Origin of the sequence: Hyphomicrobium methylovorum (genome assembly GCF_013626205.1) — a bacterium.
GTDB lineage: Bacteria > Pseudomonadota > Alphaproteobacteria > Rhizobiales > Hyphomicrobiaceae > Hyphomicrobium_B > Hyphomicrobium_B methylovorum.
In genome coordinates, this window is record NZ_QHJE01000001.1 from 2,305,017 (window position 1) to 2,326,320 (window position 21,304).

The 21,304-nt window shown below is 60.1% G+C and carries 18 protein-coding genes and 1 tRNA gene; 9 read left to right on the forward strand and 10 right to left on the reverse strand.

The window, feature by feature from the left end; translation table 11 throughout:
- The first annotated feature begins 69 nt into the window (after nt 1-69).
- Nucleotides 70-903, forward strand: coding sequence for an EamA family transporter (locus DLM45_RS11165; protein WP_181337183.1), 834 nt, complete (start codon nt 70-72; stop codon nt 901-903).
- 7 nt (nt 904-910) lie between these two features.
- Here the strand turns inward: DLM45_RS11165 and DLM45_RS11170 are convergent, their stop codons facing one another.
- From DLM45_RS11170 to DLM45_RS11180, 3 genes are all read right to left on the reverse strand, one after another.
- Complete coding sequence (locus DLM45_RS11170; RefSeq protein ID WP_181337184.1) at nt 911-2,350, reverse strand: glutamate synthase subunit beta; 1,440 nt, start codon at nt 2,348-2,350, stop codon at nt 911-913.
- A gap of 53 nt (nt 2,351-2,403) precedes the next feature.
- Nucleotides 2,404-7,128, reverse strand: a complete 4,725-nt coding sequence (gltB, locus tag DLM45_RS11175; RefSeq protein ID WP_181337185.1) for a glutamate synthase large subunit — start codon at nt 7,126-7,128, stop codon at nt 2,404-2,406.
- A gap of 533 nt (nt 7,129-7,661) precedes the next feature.
- The gene (locus DLM45_RS11180) at nt 7,662-8,120 is read right to left on the reverse strand and encodes an Hsp20 family protein (RefSeq protein ID WP_181337186.1); all 459 of its coding nucleotides are present in this window, start codon (nt 8,118-8,120) and stop codon (nt 7,662-7,664) included.
- Between the two features lie 206 nt (nt 8,121-8,326).
- Here DLM45_RS11180 and DLM45_RS11185 point away from each other — a divergent pair, with 206 nt between their 5' ends.
- Nucleotides 8,327-9,295 carry an alpha/beta fold hydrolase gene (locus DLM45_RS11185; RefSeq protein ID WP_181337187.1) on the forward strand — a complete coding sequence of 323 codons (969 nt, stop codon included), beginning with the start codon at nt 8,327-8,329 and terminating at the stop codon, nt 9,293-9,295.
- Here the strand turns inward: DLM45_RS11185 and hisN are convergent.
- On the reverse strand, nt 9,292-10,119 hold the full coding sequence (hisN, locus tag DLM45_RS11190; RefSeq protein ID WP_181337188.1) for a histidinol-phosphatase: 828 nt from the start codon (nt 10,117-10,119) through the stop codon (nt 9,292-9,294). The genes DLM45_RS11185 and hisN overlap by 4 nt on opposite strands.
- A gap of 538 nt (nt 10,120-10,657) precedes the next feature.
- Complete coding sequence (locus DLM45_RS11195; RefSeq protein WP_181337189.1) at nt 10,658-11,557, reverse strand: N-formylglutamate amidohydrolase; 900 nt, start codon at nt 11,555-11,557, stop codon at nt 10,658-10,660.
- Nucleotides 11,558-11,832: 275 nt separating this feature from the next.
- Here DLM45_RS11195 and cpdR point away from each other — a divergent pair, with 275 nt between their 5' ends.
- Nucleotides 11,833-12,219: a cell cycle two-component system response regulator CpdR gene (gene cpdR, locus DLM45_RS11200; RefSeq protein WP_246317333.1), complete on the forward strand. Its 387-nt coding sequence runs from the start codon at nt 11,833-11,835 to the stop codon at nt 12,217-12,219.
- An 88-nt stretch (nt 12,220-12,307) separates the two neighbouring features.
- A tRNA-Val gene (locus tag DLM45_RS11205) sits at nt 12,308-12,382 on the forward strand.
- Between the two features lie 85 nt (nt 12,383-12,467).
- Here the strand turns inward: DLM45_RS11205 and DLM45_RS11210 are convergent.
- Nucleotides 12,468-12,749 (reverse strand): hypothetical protein, encoded by a 282-nt coding sequence (locus DLM45_RS11210; protein WP_181337190.1) that lies wholly within the window; start codon nt 12,747-12,749, stop codon nt 12,468-12,470.
- A gap of 394 nt (nt 12,750-13,143) precedes the next feature.
- Here DLM45_RS11210 and ykgO point away from each other — a divergent pair, with 394 nt between their 5' ends.
- Both ykgO and DLM45_RS11220 read left to right on the forward strand, forming a co-directional pair.
- Complete coding sequence (ykgO, locus tag DLM45_RS11215; protein WP_013216601.1) at nt 13,144-13,269, forward strand: type B 50S ribosomal protein L36; 126 nt, start codon at nt 13,144-13,146, stop codon at nt 13,267-13,269.
- Between the two features lie 88 nt (nt 13,270-13,357).
- Nucleotides 13,358-14,119: a tetratricopeptide repeat protein gene (locus DLM45_RS11220; protein ID WP_181337191.1), complete on the forward strand. Its 762-nt coding sequence runs from the start codon at nt 13,358-13,360 to the stop codon at nt 14,117-14,119.
- Nucleotides 14,120-14,195: 76 nt separating this feature from the next.
- Here the strand turns inward: DLM45_RS11220 and pyk are convergent, their stop codons facing one another.
- The 3 genes from pyk to DLM45_RS11235 are packed head-to-tail and all read right to left on the reverse strand — an operon-like array spanning nt 14,196 to nt 17,443.
- A complete protein-coding gene (gene pyk, locus DLM45_RS11225) occupies nt 14,196-15,641 on the reverse strand; it encodes a pyruvate kinase (protein WP_181337192.1) in 1,446 nt (481 codons plus the stop codon).
- A complete protein-coding gene (locus tag DLM45_RS11230) occupies nt 15,638-16,105 on the reverse strand; it encodes a DUF1036 domain-containing protein (protein ID WP_246317335.1) in 468 nt (155 codons plus the stop codon). Before DLM45_RS11230 ends, pyk begins: the two co-directional genes overlap by 4 nt.
- A 42-nt stretch (nt 16,106-16,147) precedes the next feature.
- On the reverse strand, nt 16,148-17,443 hold the full coding sequence (locus DLM45_RS11235) for a DUF4147 domain-containing protein (RefSeq protein WP_181338294.1): 1,296 nt from the start codon (nt 17,441-17,443) through the stop codon (nt 16,148-16,150).
- Between the two features lie 181 nt (nt 17,444-17,624).
- On the opposite strand from DLM45_RS11235, the gene DLM45_RS11240 reads away from it, so the two are divergent.
- The 3 genes from DLM45_RS11240 (at nt 17,625) to DLM45_RS11250 (ending at nt 19,569) form a co-directional block, all read left to right on the forward strand.
- Nucleotides 17,625-17,930, forward strand: coding sequence for a DUF1244 domain-containing protein (locus DLM45_RS11240; RefSeq protein ID WP_181337194.1), 306 nt, complete (start codon nt 17,625-17,627; stop codon nt 17,928-17,930).
- A 173-nt stretch (nt 17,931-18,103) separates the two neighbouring features.
- Entirely contained in the window at nt 18,104-18,397 is a 294-nt protein-coding gene (locus tag DLM45_RS11245) for a DUF2312 domain-containing protein (protein ID WP_181337195.1), read from the forward strand.
- 239 nt (nt 18,398-18,636) lie between these two features.
- Entirely contained in the window at nt 18,637-19,569 is a 933-nt protein-coding gene (locus tag DLM45_RS11250) for a hydrogen peroxide-inducible genes activator (RefSeq protein ID WP_181337196.1), read from the forward strand.
- A 20-nt stretch (nt 19,570-19,589) separates the two neighbouring features.
- Here the strand turns inward: DLM45_RS11250 and DLM45_RS11255 are convergent, their stop codons facing one another.
- Nucleotides 19,590-21,122: a peptidoglycan L,D-endopeptidase MepK gene (locus DLM45_RS11255; RefSeq protein WP_181337197.1), complete on the reverse strand. Its 1,533-nt coding sequence runs from the start codon at nt 21,120-21,122 to the stop codon at nt 19,590-19,592.
- Nucleotides 21,123-21,304 lie beyond the last annotated feature (182 nt).

Genomic DNA, 21,304 nt, shown 5'->3' on the forward strand with positions numbered 1-21,304 from the left:
TTCCTCTTACGCTCGTTTGCCGCGCCCCTTCGGCATCCCGCCGCCGCTTTAGCGTGTGCTGGATAGCTTATGCCCATCGCCGTTTTTGCTTTGGTTCTATTTGCTGCGTTTTTGCATGCCGGTTGGAACGCCATTGTAAAAAGTGGCGAGGACAAGCTCTTTTCCACGATACTCGTCGCGACGTCCGCAGCATTTGCGGCGGCATTTATGCTGCCATTTCTGGACCCGCCGGCGCGCGAGAGTTGGCCGTTCATTGGCGCGTCGGTTCTTGTTCACATCATCTACTTTGCTCTCCTTGCACTCGCTTACCGGCTTGCCGACATGGGGCAAGCCTATCCGCTGATGCGGGGAACGGCGCCGCTGCTCGTTGCGCTCGTGAGCGCATTCGTGATTGGCGAGGCGCTCTCGCAGGCCGCCTGGATCGGCGTCTCGCTCATCTCTTTCGGCATTCTTGCGATGGTGGCCGAGGGGCGCAGACGTGACGGTCGCGGGCTTGCCGTTGCGCTCGCAAACGCCGTCGTGATTGCGGGATATACGCTTATCGACGGCAATGGCGCACGGCTGTCAGGCTCCCCAGTAAGCTACGCCGCTTGGGCGTTTCTACTGACCGGCGTTGTGCTTGCCGTTTGGGTGTTCTTTCGACACCGAGAGCAATTTTGCGCGTTCGCGAAGCGTAGCTGGCGCTGGGGGCTCGTCGGCGGAAGCGCGACCGTCGTTTCCTACGGCATCGTGCTCTGGGCAATGACAATGGCGCCGGTTGCCGTCGTCGCTGCCTTGCGGGAAACGTCCATTCTGTTTGCGACTGTGATCGCCGGAACGGTGTTGCGCGAACGCCTGAGTGGCGTTCGCATTGCGGGCGCTTGCATCATCGCGCTCGGCGCCATTGCTTTGCGTCTTGCGTGACGTCAGCTCAGAGCGGCAGCTCGGTCGTGCCCATCAGGAACTTGTCGATGGCATGTGCCGCTTGCCGTCCTTCGCGGATGGCCCACACAACGAGCGACTGACCGCGACGGATGTCTCCAGCGCAGAAGAGCTTCGGCGAAGCCGAGAGCTTGTAGTCGCGATCCGTTGCGTCGAGACCCTTGAAGCGGCCGCGCGCCACGACGGGAAGCGCGAGTTCCTGCACCACGTCGCCTTCGATCGGACCGGAAAAGCCCATGGCGAAGAGAACGAGATCAGCGTCGAGCACGCCTTCTGACCCCGGCACCGGCTGCATCTTGTTGTCCAAGCGCGTGTAGTGCAGCTTCTTGACGTTGCCGCCTTCGCCGGAAAAACCTGTCGTCGAGATCGAGTATTCGGTCTTCGCGCCCTCGGCCTGCGAGGATGAGACGCGCAGCTTGAGCGGCCAGTGCGGCCAGGAGAGCGCCTTATTCTCGCGCTCCGGCGGCATTGGCATGATTTCGAGCTGCGTTACGCTTTTCGCGCCCTGACGGAACGATGTGCCGATGCAGTCAGAGCCAGTGTCGCCTCCGCCGATGACGACGACGTGCTTGCCCTTTGCCGAGATCTCATGTGTTCCGGGCTTCTGCGGCTCGCCAGCGTTGCGGCGGTTCTGCTGCGGAAGGAAGTCCATCGCATAGTGGATGCCAGCGAGATCGCGGCCCGGTGACTTGGCGAAGAAGTCGAACGGCTGCTCCGAACCGATTGCGATCAGCACGGCGTCATGTTCGTCTTCCAGCTTCTTGGCGGAGAGATCGCGTCCGACCTGAACACCGCAATGGAACGTCACGCCTTCGGCTTCCATCTGCCTAACGCGACGGGCGATGATGTCCTTCTCCATCTTGAAGTCGGGGATGCCGTAGACGAGCAGACCGCCAGGGCGTTCGTTCTTTTCATAGACGTGCACGTCGTGTCCGACGCGCGCGAGTTGCTGCGCAGCGGCGAGGCCTGCAGGACCAGAACCGACGATCGCAATCTTCTTGCCGGTCTTGGTTTCGGGCGGCTCCGGCAAGATCCAGCCTTCTTCCCATGCGCGGCTCGCGATCGAATACTCGATGGTTTTGATTGTCACCGGCGTGTCGTCGATGTTCAGCGTACACGCGGCTTCGCACGGCGCAGGGCAGATGCGGCCGGTTATGTCAGGAAAATTGTTGGTCGAGTGAAGGTTCGAGGCAGCCGTTTTCCAGTCGCCACGAAATACGAGGTCGTTCCAGTCCGGGATCTGATTGTTGACCGGGCAGCCCGTATGACAATAGGGAATGCCGCAGTCCATGCAGCGGGCAGCCTGCTTCTCGGTGTCCGGCTTCGTCAGCGGTTCGACGAATTCGTTCCAATGCTTCAGACGCTCTTCAACCGGCCGATACTTGCGATCGGTCCGTTGAAATTCGAGAAACCCAGTCGGCTTGCCCATTGATCTGTCTCTGCTTTGGTGCGTGAAGTTTCGGATGCGCTTCGAAGCGAACGTCAGGAATTGGCCGTTGCGTCCGCCTGCCGGTTGGTTTCCTGCGCTTTGGCGAGTTCTGCCAGCGCGCGGCGATATTCGACGGGCATGACCTTCTTGAACTTCGGCAGATAGGCCGCGAAGTCCGCGAGGATCGTCTTGGCGCGCGTCGAGTTGGTGTAGTGGACATGGCGCGAGAGGAGCGCGTGCAGCCGTTCGGCGTCTTGCTCCCGCATGTCGACCATCACGTTGCGGACTGCGATTGCGACGTCGCCACCCTGCTGCGCAAGTTTCTCCAGCGAGCCTGAATCCGCCGTCAGCGTTTCGAGCTGCACCATTTCCTTGTTGAGGCGGCTTTCGAAGTTGCCCGCTTCATCGAGGACGTATGCGATGCCGCCGGACATACCGGCTGCGAAGTTGCGGCCTGTCTCACCGAGCACGACGACGACGCCGCCCGTCATGTATTCGCAGCCGTGATCGCCTGTGCCTTCGACGACGGCATAGGCGCCGGAGTTGCGCACGGCGAAGCGTTCACCGGCCACGCCGCGGAAATAGCATTCGCCTGTGATTGCTCCGTAGAGGACCGTGTTGCCGACGATGATGCTTTCTTCCGGAACGATGCTCGAAGCCGGATCGGGGCGCACGATGATCTTGCCTCCCGACAGCCCCTTGCCGACATAGTCGTTGCCCTCGCCTGCGAGGTCGAGCGTTACGCCGTGTGCCGTCCACGCGCCGAAGGCTTGTCCGGCTGTGCCCTTCAGCGACATCCAGATGGTGTCCTCGGGCAAGCCTGCGTGACCGTATCGGCGCGCGACTTCGCCGGACAGCATGGCGCCCGTCGAGCGGTTGACGTTGCGGATCTCGAACTCTGCCTTGACCGCTTTCTTGCCTTCGAGCGCGGGTCGCGCGGCTTCGATCAACTTGTTGTCGAGAACCTTTTCGAGACCGTGGTCCTGCCGCTCGTTGTTGAAGATCCCGACACCGGCCGGTGGTTGCGGCTTGTGCAGCAGCTTTGTGAAGTCGAGCCCGCGCGCCTTCCAATGTTCGATCGCGCGATCCTTATCGAGAAGGTCGCTCTGACCGATGAGATCGGAGAACTTGCGGAAGCCGAGCGAGGCCATGATCTCGCGGACCTCTTCTGCAATGAAGAAGAAGAAGTTGATGACGTGCTCGGGTTTGCCGGTGAAGCGCGCGCGCAGCACGGGATCTTGCGTCGCGACGCCGACGGGACATGTATTCAGATGGCACTTGCGCATCATGATGCAGCCCGCGGCAATCAACGGCGCAGTGGCAAAGCCGAATTCGTCCGCGCCAAGAAGCGCCCCGATTATCACGTCCCGCCCCGTACGCACGCCGCCGTCCACTTGCACGGCGATGCGCGAGCGGAGACGGTTTGCGACGAGAGTTTGATGCGTTTCAGCGAGGCCGATTTCCCACGGAGATCCAGCGTGCTTGATCGAGGTGAGTGGTGACGCGCCGGTGCCGCCTTCGAAACCGGAGATCGTGACGTGATCGGCGCGTGCCTTCGCAACGCCCGCCGCGACGGTGCCGACGCCGACTTCAGAAACGAGCTTCACGGAGACGTCGGCTTTCGGATTGACGTTCTTCAGATCGAAGATGAGCTGCGCGAGGTCTTCGATCGAATAGATGTCGTGATGCGGTGGCGGCGAGATGAGGCCGACACCTGGAGTCGCGTGGCGCACCTTGGCGATGACGGCATCGACCTTGTGGCCGGGGAGCTGACCGCCTTCGCCGGGCTTTGCGCCCTGGGCCATCTTGATCTGCATCATGTCAGAGTTAACGAGGTATTCGGTCGTCACGCCGAAACGGCCCGAGGCAACCTGCTTGATGGCAGAGCGCATCGAGTCGCCATTCGGCAGGGGCGTGAAGCGATCAGCTTCTTCGCCGCCTTCGCCCGTGTTCGAGCGGCCGCCGATGCGGTTCATTGCGATGGCGAGCGTGGTGTGCGCTTCGCGGCTGATCGAGCCGAAGCTCATCGCGCCAGTAGAGAAGCGCTTTACGATGTCGGCCGCGGCTTCGACTTCCTCGATCGGCACGGGCTTGCGGCCGATGCTTTCCGCCGAGCGGATTCGGAACATGCCGCGCAGGGTCATCAACTGTTCGGATGAATCGTTGATTGCCCTCGAGTAGTCGCGGAACTTTTGCGGCACGCGGCCGCTCATCGCGTCAGCGTTATCTGTTGCGCGCACGGCGTGCTGCAGATCGGAGACCGTTCCCGAGCGCCACATGTGCGCTTCGCCGCGAACGCGATAGGCGTAGTCGCCGCCGACTTCGAGGGCGTTGGCGAGGACGGGGCTGTCGCCGAATGCAGCGGTGTGGCGTTCAACGGTTTCGCGCGCGATCTCTCGGAGGCCGACGCCTTCGACCTGCGTGTGCGTGCCGGTGAAGTATTTATTGACGAAGCTCGATCTCAGGCCGACAGCGTCGAAGATCTGAGCGCCGCAATACGATTGGTAGGTCGAGATGCCCATCTTGGCCATGACCTTCTGGATCGCCTTGCCGACGGCCTTGATGAACCGCTTCTTGACGAGGTCCGGGGTCGTGCCTTCCGGCAAATCCGGGATCATCGAATAGAGAGTTTCGAAGGCGAGATAGGGATTGATCGCTTCGGCGCCGTATCCTGCGAGTGTGCAGAACTGATGGATCTCGTGCGCTTCGCCTGTCTCAATCACGAGTCCGACGGACGTGCGAAGGCCCTGCTTAATCAGATGATGGTGGACGGCGGATGTCGCGAGCAATGCCGGAATTGCGATGCGGTCGGGGCCTGCGCGGCGGTCCGACAGAATGATGATGTTGAATTCCTTGGCTCGCACAAATTCTTCGGCTTCGGCGCAGACGCAATCGAGCGCCGGGCCCATGCCAGCCTCGCCCTTTTCGACGCCGTAAGTGATGTCGATCGTGATCGAGGAGAACTGATTGTCCTTCACCTCGCCGATGCCGCGAATACGTTCGAGGTCTTCGTTCGAAAGGATCGGCTGATCGATTTCGAGCCGCTTCTGCTTCGACGTTCCCTTGAGATCGAGGATGTTCGGACGCGGACCGATGAATGAGATCAGGCTCATCACCAGTTCTTCGCGGATCGAGTCGATCGGCGGATTCGTGACCTGCGCGAAATTCTGCTTGAAGTACGTGTGCAGCAGCTTCGACTTCGACGAGAGCGCCGAAATCGGTGTGTCAGTGCCCATCGAGCCGATGGCTTCCTCGCCCTTCTCGGCCATTGGCGCCAAGAGGAACTTGAGGCTTTCCTGCGTGTAGCCGAAGGCTTGCTGCAGATCCAACAGGGCGACGTTCGACTTCGCGATCGACATCGGCTTCGCGGGCAGCGGAAGGTCCGCGACCTTGATTTGCGTGCGCTTCAGCCATGTTTCGTACGGGTGACTACCGGCGATCTCGGACTTCAGCTCTTCGTCTGAAACGATGCGGCCCTTTTCGAGATCGATCAGCAGCATCTTGCCGGGCTGGAGACGCCACTTACGGACGATGTCTTCTTCCTTCACCGGAAGGACGCCGGATTCCGATGACATGACGACCATGTCGTCCTTGGTCACAAAGTAGCGTGCGGGGCGTAGGCCATTACGGTCCAGCGTAGCGCCAATCTGGCGGCCATCGGTAAATGCCATTGCAGCAGGGCCGTCCCACGGCTCCATCAGGCAGGCGTGATATTCGTAGAAAGCGCGGCGGCTCGAATCCATGGACGGATTCTTCCCCCAGGCTTCCGGGATCAGCATCATCGCAGCGTGCGCGAGGCTGTACCCACCCATCGTCAGAAATTCGAGCGCGTTGTCGAAGCAGGCGGTGTCGGACTGACCTTCGTAAGAGATCGGCCAAAGCTTTTGAATGTCATCGCCGAAGAGCGGTGACGACACGCTGGCCTGGCGTGCGGCCATCCAGTTGACGTTGCCGCGCAGCGTGTTGATCTCGCCGTTGTGCGCAACCATGCGATAGGGGTGCGCGAGCTTCCAAGACGGGAAGGTGTTGGTCGAGAAGCGCTGGTGAACGAGCGCAAGCGCGGATGTCATGCGCGGGTCGGAAAGGTCTCGGTAATACGCCTTCACCTGATACGACAGGAACATGCCCTTGTAGACGAGCGTGCGGGTGGAGAGCGACACGGTGTAATGGCCGATGTCGCGGCCCTTGTAAGCCTCGTGGATCGCGTTCGAGACGACCTTGCGGACGATGTAGAGGCGACGCTCGAACTCGTCTTGCGACACGCTCTTGGACGGGCTTTGGATAAAGACCTGGCGATGGACGGGTTCGACGCCGCGCACCATGTCCGAGAGGCAAGAGTTGTCGACTGGAACGGAACGCCAGCCGATGAGCGTCAGGCCTTCTTCCTTCAGGCAACGCGCCCAGACGCGTTCGCAATGGGCACGCAGACGTTCGTCGCGCGGCATGAACACGTGGCCGACGGCGTATTCGCCAGGCTTGGGAAGTTGAAAGCCGAGCGAGCGCGTTTCAGCCGCTAGAAAATCATGCGGGATCTGCACGAGAATGCCCGCGCCGTCGCCCGACAGCGGATCGGCACCCACGGCGCCGCGGTGCTCGAGATTCTCCAGAATCTGCAGAGCGCCTTCGATAATATTGTGCGAGCGTTTGCCCTTAAGGTTGGCGATGAAGCCCACGCCGCACGCGTCGCGTTCGAGCGCGGGATCAAAAAGTCCAGAGGGAGCAGGACGGCCGGACGATTCGATTTCGTCTTCCTGGGGCGGTACGTAACCTTCGCTCATTTTCGTGCCTCATGCAGCCGATATCGGCCTAGTCTAATTCCAAAGACAGAGATGTTTCGCGGACTTTTATCGACAGCCGAACATCGGCTGATCTTCGTTTGAAGGCGGATGCTCTGCCGCCAGTCAGGCGCAATGTCGTTCGTTTGCGGCTTGCTGTGTTGACGGGGCAGGAAATCTACCGAGCCGTCGTCAATGCTCGAACTGCGGTCGCTGATTAGCGCGTCTGTTTTCGACGCATGCGTTTTGACGCGGCCGCTGTCAGAGGCGCGCGCTGGTCTGGCGGACGTGCTTTCAAATGCAACATCGGCTTTCCAATAAAGGTCAGCAATACTGACCTATATGCTTCATTATGCAGATTTGTGTTTCGCGCACAAGTGCCAATGCAAATAACTTTTTCCCGAGAATATTCGAAATGCGGGGCGGGGGCGGAAAGATAGAAAATTTCGTGTGGTTGCCAAGCGTCAGGCAACGCAAAGCAGCCGCGCGAAATGCGCGGCTGCCCGATTGACGAGTCTACGAGGACGTTTGCCGGATTAAACGGCTTGAGCTTCCAGCTGTTTCGTCGGCTTACCGCCCGTGATGGCGATCGTCCGCGGCTTTTTGCTTTCCGGGACGTTGCGGACGAGATCGACATGCAGCAAGCCGTTCTCGAACTTGGCTCCGGTCACATCGACATGGTCGGCGAGCTGGAAGCGACGGTCGAAAGCACGTGCCGCGATGCCGCGATGCAGGTACGTCTTGGCGTCTGCGGTGTCGGCGCTCTTGCCGCCGGAGACGGTCAACGTCTGCTCTTTGACCTCAATTTTCAGGTCTTCGGGGGAGAAGCCCGCTACGGCCAACGTGATGCGGTAGGCGTTATCGCCGGTTCGCTCGATGTTGTAAGGCGGGTAAGTGGAATCTGCGTCGAAGCTCGTTGTTTGATCAAGCAACTGGAACAAGCGATCGAAGCCGATAGCTGAACGGTAGAAGGGTGCAAACTCAGTGTGTCGCATGACATATCCTCCAAAAGAAGCGACATGTGAGACGAGCCGACCAAGGGCCCGGCTCAACGTGTTGCGATCCCGCTTTGCGGCGACCGCACACCAAACGTAAGCGCTGGAAAAGCTTCTTCAAGAGGCGATTGTCTGGGTGCGCAAATCCAGCGGCGCGGTAAAGTTACCTGACCTGGCGTCGCCATCGACGCATTGGCGAGGCGCATATGAATCTCGTTTCTCTTTCGATCAATCCGGTGCCGAGTGGCGCGACCGTTCTGGAATTCCGTGGCTATGACGGACTGAAGCTCCGCGCTGCTCTTTGGGAGGCGACGCGGGGGCCGTCACGGGGCACCGTCTGCATTGTCGAGGGCAGAGCAGAGTTCATCGAAAAGTATTTCGAGGTCATCGCCGATTTGCGCCGGCGAGGTTTCGCGGTGGCGATCTTCGATCTTAGGGGGCAGGGCGGTTCCGATCGGATGCTCTCCAATCCGCGGAAGGGGCACGTCGTCGCCTTTACCGAATACGACCGGGATCTCGCGATTTTCATTGATGATGTTGTTCGGCCGTCTCTTCCCGAGCCGCTTATCGGGCTGGGGCATTCGCTCGGCGGCAACATTTTGCTGCGGAATGCGCAAGATGAAGCCAGCCCCTTTGCGCGCATGGTGCTGATTTCGCCGATGATCGCCGTCAACGAAAAGCTGCTCGGGGTCAGCACGGGATTGGCGCGAGCGTATGCAACTGCTGCGTCTCTCGCTGGTCTTTCCGGAACCTACGTGCGGGGCGGAGGCAACGAGCCGGATGACTTCAAGGATTTTGCCACGAACCGCCTGACCCAGGATCACGTCCGCTGGTCGCGCAACAAAGCGGTCATCGAAGCGGCGCCGGATCTCGTGCTTGGTTCGCCGACTGTCGGTTGGCTTCGCGCGGCGTTGCGCGGTTGCGCGATGCTGCAGCGGCCCGATTATCCGAAGTATGTCGCGGTGCCGATGCTGCTGTTTGCGGCTGGTGCCGATACGGTGGTTTCAGCGCAGGCGATCGAAGACTTCGCCGTTGATCTCAAGACCGGCGGGCACATCCTCGTGCCCGGCTCACGTCATGAAATCTTGCAGGAGACGGATGCGATCCGGCAGCGCTTCTGGGCGGCGTTCGACGCCTACATGGGGATCGCCGTTCCGAATGCGGAGCAGGCTTAGGCCTTCGCGATCATCGCCAATGCAGCGTCGTGCAGGCGCGCGTCGCCCGTCGCGATGATGTCGCCACCGTTTGCGGCGTCATCACCGGTCCAGGTCGTTACGCGTCCACCAGCGCGCTCAATGATCGGTATGAGCGCAACGATGTCATACGGCTTGAGACCGGACTCAACGATGATGTCGACGTGACCGGCGGCCAGCAGGCAGTACCCGTAGCAGTCGCCGCCGTAACGTGTCAGACGCGCCCGGCTCGTCATCTCGTTCCATATCGCGACGCGTGTTTCGCCTTCGAAGAGCTCTGGGTGCGTTGAGGTGAGTGTTGCGTCCTCGATGCGGGGGCATTCGCGCGTTTTGAGCCGCATCGGCCGCCCGCCGCCAACGCTGTGATAGGTGGCGCGGTCACCGGACCAGAAGCGCTCGCGCGTGAAGGGCTGATCCATGAGTCCGAAATAGGGTTTGTCGTCACGCAGAAGACCAATGAGCGTGCCCCACAGCGGTGATCCCATGATGAACGCACGCGTTCCATCGATCGGGTCGATCACCCAGCGAAAGGGGCCGTTGCTCGGCTTGATGCCAAACTCTTCGCCGTAGACGCCGTGATCTGGAAAGCGGGTTGCGAGGGCTTCGACGATGACCTTCTCGGCTCCGCGGTCAGCTTTCGTGACCGGATCGAACGCACCCTTGCCAGCCTTATTCTCCACAGGCGTGGCCTTGCGGAAATGCTTCAGGATTACCGGACCAGAGATGTCAGCAAGCTCATGGGCGGTGCGCACGAGGGTTTCGAAGTCTTCGGCTGGGCTTTCGGCCGGAGGTGATTGCTTTTGCATTTTCAGGTGTTTGCCGGATTTTGAAAGTTGTTCGATTTTTTATAGTAACCTGCGTGAGTATAGAAGTTCTCTGGTAACTCACTTTGTTGCGCGCTAGATACATCTATTTGTTAATGTGCTACACGTATACTCGTACAGATTGCGGTATCCGCCGAAGCGGCCCATCTTTCGAATGCGATGGTGCTGAACACGCTTAGCGCAATCGCTGCCCAATTTGGGCGTTTCCTCCCTAGACTTGGGCCGTTCGCGCGTTGGACGGCCTTTCTTTTGAAGCTCCGCGACGTGACATCGCGCGGGAGGACGCTCGCGTTATGCATACCGCACGGCTAAGGTATGCAAAATTCGCATTTGTTGTTGATGCGGTGCACACTTAGTTTTGCAGTGCGATATGTGAGCTTCGCTTACACTTCGTAGCCCTCCTTGGGCGTTTCCTCCCTAGACTTGGGCCGTTCGTATGTCGGACGGCCTTTTTTTTGTCTGTTCGCCAGGGAGGCGAAGCGCGACGCCGTTCGTCCATGCGGGCTGAGGCCTGCAAGCGTTATTCGGCAGCCGTGCGGTAAGAGAGCAGGGCCGGAACTTCCGCGAAGAGCGCGGATACGATTTCTTCCAGCGCCTCCGCTAACTTCTTGTAGCCATTCGTCCGCTCGAACGTCAGTTCATCGATGTAGAGGCCGCGATTGATCTCTAGCTGGATCGCATGAGAGCGGCGTGCGGGCCGTCCATGATGTTCGGTGATGTAGCCGCCTGCGTATGGCCGGTTGAGCTGCACCTTGAACCCGCGCCGTTGAAATTCGTCTCGGATGAGCAGCGTGAGCCTTGGATCGGCGGCGGCACCGAAGCGATCGCCGATTACGATATCAGGACGCTGCGAGCCGCCTGGGGACATGGCCGTCGACGGCATCGAATGGCAATCAATCAAAACCGAGTAGCCGAAATCTTCGCGAGTTGCGGTGAGCAAGCGCGAGAGTTCGGCATGGAACGGGAAATAAAGCTGGTTGATCCGCGTCATGACCGCTTCGAGCGAGAGATGTCCGGCGTAGATCTCTTCGCCATCGGCAACGATGCGCGCAATCGTTCCCAAGCCGCCCGCAACGCGAACGGATTGCGAATTTGCATGCGCTGGTAACGGTTCGTCTACGAGTTCGGGATCAAGTTCGTAGGGTTCGCGGTTCAGGTCGAGATATGCGCGAGGGAAGCGCGCGCTGAGTAGCGGGGCTCCCAGACGGGCGACCGGCTTGAACAGATCGTCGATGAAACAATCTTCCGAGCGGCGCAGCGTTTTGGGATCAAGGCGCGACATCGCTAGAAATTCGGGCGGGTAGATGCGGCCCGAGTGCGGAGATGAAAATACGAATGGCGCCGTTTGCGTTCTCGGAGACAGAACGTCGTACGACGGGAAGAACGCGGCGGGAACTCGATTTGAAGTGGCGTCGTGCATTTAGCTTGAGTGCCTTTCCGCAGAACCCGCGGCAATTCGGCTTAAGGGATATATCACTCTGCCAATGACAGCTGGCTGAGTCTATTCGAGACTTGAATGAAAGACTTCATGTCGTTGATCGAGCCGCATGTGAAGTGGTCACAGCGAAGCGCACAGGGGCTTCGCTGCAACTCTCCACAATTTCATGCTCCATTTACCAAACTAGGGCCAAGTTTGTGCCAGACGAAGCGTAGAGCATCGGGTACGCTTCGTGCTCGCTATCATCCAGAGTTCTCATGACCGCAAAGCTTTCAAGTCTCCCATTGCGTCGTATCCTGCTTGCTGAAGACGATGACTCCATGCGTGGATTCCTCGTAAAAGCGTTGGAAAAGGCGCATTATGATGTCGTCGCCTTCGAAAACGGAGAAGACGCTTACGAGCGCTTGAAGCGCGAACCGTTCACGTTGCTCCTGACGGATATCGTCATGCCGAAGATGGACGGCATCGAACTGGCGCGGCGCGCGAGCGAGATCGATCCTGATCTCAAGATCATGTTTATCACCGGCTTCGCGGCCGTTGTTCTAAACAGCGAAAACCAGCCACCGAAAGATGCGCGCGTCCTCTCGAAGCCGTTTCATCTCAAGGATCTGGTGCGGGAGGTTGATCGGCTTCTCGCGGCCTAAGTATCAGCCGCAAGTGCGGCTTCAACGCTTCCCTCGCGTCCGGGGCTTGACCGGAAGGGCGCAATCCCTCTAGAAGCTCGCTTTCTTCGGGCACTTAGCTCAGCGGTAGAGCACTACCTTGACATGGTAGGGGTCAGAGGTTCGATCCCTCTAGTGCCCACCATCCATAAATCCCTGTAATTCCATGTCATCCCTGAAACGCGGCGCGCCACCGAGGCGCGCTGGGGCGTCAGCGGCAAGCTCGCTTCCTAGCGAAGGCGCAGAGTTTGTTTCTGCAACCGGATACGGCGTTTCTGTTCGTGCTTCAGCATTTTGATCGTTTGCCGGATTGCTTCTTCGGTTTCGGTTTCACCGCGTTTCGAACAGTCTCTCCGCCAGGGCGTCAAAATCGTCAGAGCAGATCGGATATGGCTGTCTTCCATTTCGTCGAGATGGATGGTTGTGCCGTCGCGCCGGGTCCATATCGGAATGCCGAGGCGCGTTAACTCGCTTGCCGTTTCCGGCGAGATGATGAGCTGCCCTTCGCTCACGTTGGTCCCCCATGCTGCGAACTGCGCGCCAATCGTGAATCGGTCTGCGGCGCTTCAAGACGTTGTTAGCACCGGTTTGGCCGTTCGGTAGTGCCAACGTCGCCAATTGCGGCCGGCAGAGCTTTCGGGAGGGGGGGCGGTTTGAGGCGCCGGAATAGTGAGAGTAAAGCCCCGTTTAATCTCTCCCGCTATCATGGCGCATTGCGTTTCTGGCCGCGCCGGGGTACTGACCGCGTCTCGTTGGGGAAATAGAGCCTTTAGACGTTCGGCGTTATCCAAAACGCTTGCAACGGCGGGGAAATTGCCTACAACGACGGCGACACGGCTTGAAGCGTTCTGGCTCCGGTCAGAGGCGCGGCGCCTGCGCTTTTAATTTTCTACAATCGGTGTGGTTATGAAAGTTCGGAACTCTTTGAAATCTCTTCGCTCTCGGCATCGCGATAATCGCGTCGTGCGCCGCAAGGGGCGGGTCTACGTGATCAACAAGACGCATCGCCGTTTCAAGGCGCGCCAGGGCTAAGCTGCCTATGCATCGTCGCGGGCATGTTACCGCGAATTCACGAGACTTATTTTGACCGTTGCCGCTCCCCTCCATTAGGTTCGAGGGGATGAACTCGTATGTCCGGATACTCCTCGTCTTTTTGACGATCGCTGCATGGCTCGCGCCAGCGCGCGCCGACGACGAACTGCTCAAGACCCAGCCGTTTCCGGGAGAGCAGGGGGCGCCGGGATCCTTTCCTGGTGCTGAACCTTCCCCACCATCATCACCCCGTTCTGTTCAGCCTGCTCCGCCGGATTCAGCGGAGCGAGCACGCCCCAGGGCCCAAGCTCCGAAACAGAGCCAGCCTGGGATGATGGGGCTGCCTTGGCCTCAGTCGCCTGAGGAAGCGTCAAAGACCGTCGATAATCTTCTGGCCCATCTCGCAACGACTGGCGATCATCGACAGGCGGGAGAGATCGGTGCTGCAATCGAGCGGTTGTGGCAGATGCAAGGTGGCGACACCGTGAACCTTCTTATCGCGCGCGGGGACGAATTCTCCTCACGCAACGAGGGCGAGAAGGCATTACCGTTGCTCGACGCTGCCGTTGATCTGGCCCCGGATTATGCCGAAGCATGGTGTCACCGGGCGTATGTCGAATATCGCCTCGACAACTATCAAGCGGCGCTGGGCGATTTGCGCCGCGCGCTTGCAATCAATCCCAATCATTTTCGTGCGCTCGACGGGATCGCAAAAATCCTGGTGCAGCTCGGTGAGAAGAAAGCGGCGCTTGAAGCGTACGATCAGCTTCTCAAGATCCATCCCAATATCGAGGGTGGGCAACGGGCGCGCGACGCTCTGAAGAAAGAACTCGACGGGCAGGGGATCTGACCCGCGCCAGAGTTCTGCGTCGTTTTCCGTTCTTTCGTCTCAGAGTCGGTTGGCGCTCGAGGTAGCGGCTTTGCCGCTAAACCTCTTCCGTCATCGGTGCGCCGGAGTCATCGACGAAGGCAATACGCACCATGTTCGTCGCGCCGGGGCTGCCGAGCGGGATGCCAGCGATGATGACGAGACCTTCCCGGCTTTTGACCAGCCCTTCCTCGAAGGCGATGCGGCAGGCCTTGCGGACCATGTGCGAGGAGTTTTCCGGATCGCCGGTCAGGATCGTCTGAACTCCCCAGACGAGCGATAGGCGTCGCGCGGTCGATTCTATCGGCGTCAGGCCGATGACGGGAATGCCCGGCCGCTCGCGCGTCACGCGGAGGACGGTCGAGCCAGTGGCGGTGTAGCAGACGATTGCGCCAAGGCGCACCGTGTCAGCGATTGCGGACGCGGCGGCGGCGATGGCGTCCGCGCCCGTCGGCTGCGGCTCTGTCTGCGTTGCGTACAGCATCGGCTCGTAGACAGGATCGTGTTCGACCTCACGTGCGATCTTGTCCATCATCTGGATGGCTTCAACCGGGTATTGGCCGACAGCGCTTTCTGCCGACAACATGATCGCATCGGCGCCGTCAAACACGGCGGTGGCGACGTCTGAGACTTCGGCTCGCGTCGGCATCGGCGACGAGATCATGCTCTCGAGCATCTGCGTGGCGATGATGACGGGCTTGCCTGCTGCGCGGGCAAGACGCGTGATGCGCTTTTGAATGCCCGGTACGCGCTCGACCGGCATTTCGACGCCGAGGTCGCCGCGCGCGACCATGATCGCGTCGGAAGCCGCGATGACGTTCTCGAGGTCAGCGACGGCAGAGGGCTTTTCGATCTTCGACAGGATCGCGGCGCGATTGCCGATCAGGCTGCGGGCTTCCTGGATATCTTCGGCGCGTTGAACGAACGAAAGCGCCACCCAGTCAACGCCGAGCTTCAGCGCGTGTGCAAGGTCGGTGCGATCCTTGTCGGTCAGCGGGCTGATGGGCAGCAGCGTGTCGGGCATCGAGATGCCCTTGCGGCTCGACAGGATGCCGCCGGAAATCACCTCGGCATGAATCTGCACGGACGATTTTTCAACGACGCGCATACGCAACTTGCCGTCGTCGAGCACGAGCATGTGGCCCGGCTCGATGGCGTCGAAAATCTGCGCATGAGGAAGAAAGACGCGCTCGTTGGTTCCAAGCGTCTCGCTCCGGTCGAACTTGAAAATCGACTTTGCGGCGAGGTTCACGCGGCCGGTTTCGAAGTTGCCGATGCGGAACTTCGGGCCCTGCAAGTCGGCGAGAATGCCGATGGGGTGGCGATGCCGCGCCGCGCACGCGCGGACGGTATTGTAAAGCGCCTTCGAGCCATCGTGCGTCGAGTGGCTCATGTTGATGCGAAATACATCGACGCCAGCGATGAACAATCGCTCGACCATTTCTGGAGCGGCGGATGCGGGTCCTAGTGTTGCGACAATCTTGACCCGCCGGTTACGTCTCATTTTTCCGCTTTTCCTTGCCCCGGATCAGTTAGGCGGATGGTCCATTCCTTCGCCTCGCCGGTATCAACTTCAAAAAATCCCGTGCGCTTATATCCGCGTTTTGAACAATCCTGAACCCCCCGCACCGCAAAGGATTTTTCGGTGGTGCACATCTCGTTCTTTCCGCCCCATTCGCCGCCACGATCATAGTCAACGGCATGGACGTAAACGAAACGGCTTGGAAGTACGCCTTTCAATAGCGTTTCGCACGTTTGCGACGCGATATTCCACCATCCTTCGGTCGCCCAGCCAGAGGCGTCCTGATAGCCGATTGCCACGCCTACGCGGCTGGACGTCGCGTTACAGAGCTTAAGGTCCGCGCGCGCGATTTCCGCTGCGGCGAAGAGGCTAAACGTGGTCAGTATAGGGATAAGAACGAGACGCAGAAGGAAGTGTTGCGGCAAGTTCAGCCTCCGTCTCAACATGCAGGCATACTGGCGAACGGCGCGGCGCAGTCCGACCCCGCCTCAAGGATCGACGAGAACGACCCGGAAGTCGTTTACGTTGGTCTGCGTCGGACCGCACAAAATGAGATCGCCAAGGGGGCGGAAGAAACCCGTGGAGTCGTTGTTCTCCAGGAAGGTGACGGCATTGAGATTGGCGGCCTGGGCGCGCTCCAGCGTGTCGGGGAAAACCATTGCGCCCGCCGGATCACCGGCGTTGCCGCCGCCGCCGTCGATGCCATCGGTGTCGCCAGCCAGGCCATAGATGCCGGGTGCGCCGTCGAGAGCGATGGCAAGGCCGAGAGCATATTCCTGGTTCGGACCGCCCGAGCCGTTGCCGCGGACGGTAACGGTGAGTTCGCCACCGGATAGAATGGCGACTTTTTCGCCGCGTTTTTTAGCGTCGAGCGCCATTTGCGCGTGCGCCTTGGCGACTTCGCGCGCTTCGCCTTCGAGATCGTCACCAAGAATGATCACGCGGTATCCGAGATCGCTCGCGATGCGGCCAGCAGCCTGCATCGACGCTTTGGGGGCGGCGACGATCTTGTACGTGGAGTAGGCGAGCTTCGGGTCGCCTGCTTTCAGTGTTTCGTTCTTCGGGTCGGCCAGCGCCTTGGCGATTTCATCCGGAGGCGTGATCTTCCATTTTTCGAGAACCGCGCGGGCATCGGCGAGCGTAGAACGATCGGCGACGGTTGGGCCGGAACCGATCTCGTCCGGATTGTCGCCGGGGACGTCGGAAATCGATAGCGTCAGCAGGCGCGCTGGATAAACGGCTGCTGCGAGCTTGCCGCCTTTGATTTCCGAAATGTGCTTGCGGACCGAATTCATTTCTGAGATCGGCGCGCCGGACTTCAGCAGTTGTTTTGTCAGCGCCTGCTTGGCCTCGAAGGTGACGCCCGGCACCGGGGCCGCCCAGATGGCAGATGCACCGCCCGAAAGCAGGCAAAGCACGAGATCCTTGGGGCCAGCACTTTTCGCGAGTTCGATGGCGCGTTGAGCGCCGACGACCGAACCCTGATCGGGGACCGGGTGGCCCGCTTCAAGAATTTCGATGAACTTGGTCGGCAAGCCGAAGCCGTGGCGCGTGGAGATCAGCCCCGAGACGCGATCCGCTTCGCCTGTTCCGATGTAATGTTCCTCGGCCGCGACGGCCATTGCCGCTGAGCCCTTGCCACCGCCGATGACGATGATGCGTCCGCCCTCCGGTACCGGCGGCAGATGTGGCGGCAAGCATGTCGAGGGGTGGGCTGTACGGTGTGCTACGTCGTAGAGTGCGCTGAGCGTCCGGCGCGCGCCGCCGTTTTTCCCGTCTGCGATCGTCATTTTTCCGGCCGGTTCTGAAGGTTCGGATTGATTTGCGCAATCGTCTCCCCCGCGTCAAGGCATCATAGGCCGCAGGATCGGCGTTGTACTGCTGGCCGGGGAGGGTCCGGGCACCTATCTTCCCGAGTCAGCGTAGAGTTAAACTAAAGGACGAGGTCCTCTGAAGGAGACGATGATGGCGGAATTGGATGCGCAGACGCGGGTAGAAGTGGAGGCGGCGGCATTTCGGCGGCTGATTGAGCATTTGCGTGGCCGGACCGATGTCCAGAACATCGATATGATGGATCTTGCCGGGTTCTGCCGGAATTGCCTTTCGAACTGGGTGGCAACCGCGGCGGGAGATCGGGGCGTTGCCATCTCCAAGGATGAGGCGCGCGAGATGGTGTACGGAATGCCCTATCGCGAGTGGCAGGCGAAGTATCAGACCGAGGCGACGCCGGAACAGAAGGCCGCTTTCGCCAAGAGGAAAGACGCGCACTGAGGCGACCATATCTGCTGCGAAACGTCGAAGCTCCGATTCGGTCGCTGCTGCGGCACAAGCGACGTCAAGTGCCCTCCACAACATATCCCGTTGGATAGCTGGTTCAGGCGCCTTGTTGCGGTGAAGCGCGGCCGATAGCTTGCGGTCAAATTTGATATGATCAAGGAGCCTCCATGAGTACGCTTCAGGCATCGGCGCAGAACCAATTGCGTCAGTTCGTCGAGCAGATTGAACGCCTCGAAGAGGAAAAGAAGCAGATCGCAAGCGATATTCGCGACAAGTTCACCGAGGCAAAGGCTGTCGGTTTCGACGTCAAGGCGATGCGCCAAATCGTGCGCCTTCGGAAGAAGACGAAGGACGAGCGTCAGGAAGAAGAGAGCATCCTGGAAGTCTATATGCACGCGCTCGGGATGCTGGATGAAGCTCCCGCAGAGCACGTTGTTGATGCGATGATTGCCGCTGAATGAACGGTTTGGCCGGCGCTGCGTCCTTCAGGGCGGGCGCCGGCGAAAAATTCAGCGCCGCGCCGTACACCCATTCGGCGCTGGGGAGCACGGGCGGCGCTGCGGCGAACACCTAAGGTGCCCGTCGTTCCGTTTCCGAAAGCTCGGAAAAGTGATGAGTGGCCGTTTCGTTGTGATTCACGTAAGCGCAGACTTGTGATAAGACAAATCGTCATTTCTTGGCGATGCCATAAGTCTATCTGATGACCCACATAACACTCAAGCAGTTGCGGTACTTTGATGCTCTCGTGAGAGAGCAGCATTTCGGGCGCGCGGCCGACGCGTGCTCGGTTACCCAGCCTGCTCTATCGATGCAGATCCAGGATCTGGAAGCCTCGCTCGGCATTGCGCTGATCGAACGGACGCGGAGCGGCATCAAGCTGACGCCTAAGGGCGAAGAGATCGCGCTACGCGCGCAGCGGATGCTGAATGACGTCCGCAACCTTATCGATTACGCGCAGCATGCGGGCGGCGTTCTTTCGGGCACATTGCGCCTCGGCGTTATTCCCACGGTTGCGCCCTATCTTCTGCCGCCATTGCTGCCGCTGCTGAAAGAAAATCACTCCGATCTTGAGCTGTACGTGCGGGAAACGCAGACGCAGCTTCTTATGGATGAGCTTTCACTCGGAAAGCTTGATGTCGTGCTGTTGGCGCTGCCGATCAAATCGCCCGACATCGAAACGATTTCCATTTTTAATGATCGGTTTTTGCTGGCCGTGCCGAAAGGGAAGAAGCTTTCGGGCCGCGTGCGCGCAACGAACGAGATGGTCGAGAGCGATCGGCTGTTATTGCTCGAAGAGGGGCACTGCCTGCGCGATCAGGCTTTGACGTATTGCAGCCTGAAGCAGGTCGATGCGGTCAATACGTTCGGCGCGTCGAGCCTTTCAACGATCGTCGAGATGGTTTCGGCGGGGCTTGGCATCACGCTGCTTCCAGAAATCTGCGTTGGCGTGGAAGGTCGAGGCCGCGAGATCAAGATCATGCGCTTCGTCGAACCGGAACCCTCGCGAGAGATCGGGCTTGCATGGCGCAGGTCCAGTCCGCGCCGGGATGATTTTATTGCTCTCTCCAAGCTCGTTGCGGCGGCGGCGCAGGTGGCGCTGAAGCGGGCCGGAACGACGACGATGGCGTCGTAGAGGGTTCGATGGTTCCGGAGTCAGCGCGCGCTGGTCAGCACGCGGCGCGTTGCGAGGCCGGTCGGAACCCGGTTTTGCTCGATTTCCACCAGGGCCTCAACGTGGACAGCCTTCCCCTGGAACTGCTGTGACCACATCGCTTCGGCGAGTTGCTTTCCAGGCCGAAGCCGCATTGGAATGACGCTGCCGGCATCATCGAGAGATTCCAGCGTAGCGGCGACGTCAGGGCGCTGCATGTCGGCGAGCGGTGCGTCGGCGGACGTCGAAGCGTCCGTGAGCAATGGTGCGAGCGGGAAGGGGCGATAAGCCAGTTCTTCCGGGTGATCTTCATCGAATTCCGGTGCCTGTGCCCAGCCGTCACTCAGGCTTTCGATGCCAGTCACTGCAGCCGCGGGGTCAAGACTCGCAACGCGGGCAGCGGGAGCGCGGGCAGGCGTCGGCTTGTTTTCGGCGAGGGCTGCCGCTGCGAGCGCCTTTTGTGGGCGCACCGCGAGCTTAGGTCCGGCAATCAGTTCCGGCATTGGCGTCGACGTTGCGGCTGCTACGAGCGCGTCGAGCTTGCCGCGATCCGATTTGGACGGAGACGCGTCGAAGCGCGATCCGTGTTCGACCGAACGAGGTGCGGATACGAGACGTGGTGAGGGCCGGTTCGAGGTCTGTTCGGACAGCGCAGCCACGGTGGCCGGGGCGAATGGTTTCGCTTCTTCCTTCGCGATCCGCTGTTTCGGCGGATCAGGCTCGGTCGTCAATTTGATGTTGCGGCGTTCGGAGCCGCCCAACGAGGCAACCATGCGGGATTTAGACGAGCCGATGCCAACGGAGGCGACAACGGTGCGCGATCCCGGCGTTATGCGCTCGCGCATGTAGGATGCAACCTGCGTTGCGAGCTCGCGATATTTGCTTTGCGCGACTTTGACGTCGCCTGGATTGATGGGCTTGCCATCGTCCGGCACGAATTTCGAGCGGCCGTTGGGAAAGAGGAGTGCCAGTTCGTAGCGCGGCATGCGCGGCCACATGCGAACGCGCGACGTGTCGATGTGGACGAAGGGGATGCCGGATGTCGGGTAGTAGCCGACGCCGCCGCGCTCGCGCACAAGCGCGGAGTAGCGCATCCGCTTCAGCGGCACGTCAGGGAATGTGATGTCGATCGCCTTGCCGGTGATGTGCTGGCTTTGGCTGGCCTGACCGCCCCGCGTCTTGCGGAGCATGTTGTTGGTGGCGGCGGAACGATAGCCGCAGATAATGCTGATGGCTTCTTTGGAGCCAAGCTCCTGATGCATTTCCCAGGCGAGATCAATCGTTTCCGGCGAGATCTCCTTGACCTCGTTCTTGCGCCAGTCGCGCATGATATAGTTGATCTGCTTGAGCGCGGACGGATCGAATTTGCCGTTCCGTTTGTAGGTGACGGTGAGGCGTTCCTGAGTGTGGATGTGGTAGAATGAGATCGTGCGGTCGTTGGTGCCGCCTGCTGCCGTGATGCTATCGGCGTTCAGGCACACGGAGGCGGCGAGCGCAAACGCTCCCCAGATCACGCCTGTGCGGCGAAGATTCACCAAATTCCCCCGTCCCTACTCAACATTACGCGCCGGGCTCGACTGGGGCCAAAAAAGCACCCGGCCATTAATGATTAAGCCCCAACGGTTAACAGGTGGTAACTATCCCCTTCGACGACAGTGCAACCGGGAATAGGCAATAAAAGGGCGGGATTGCTCAGGTGGTAGAGAAGCCGGGGTGG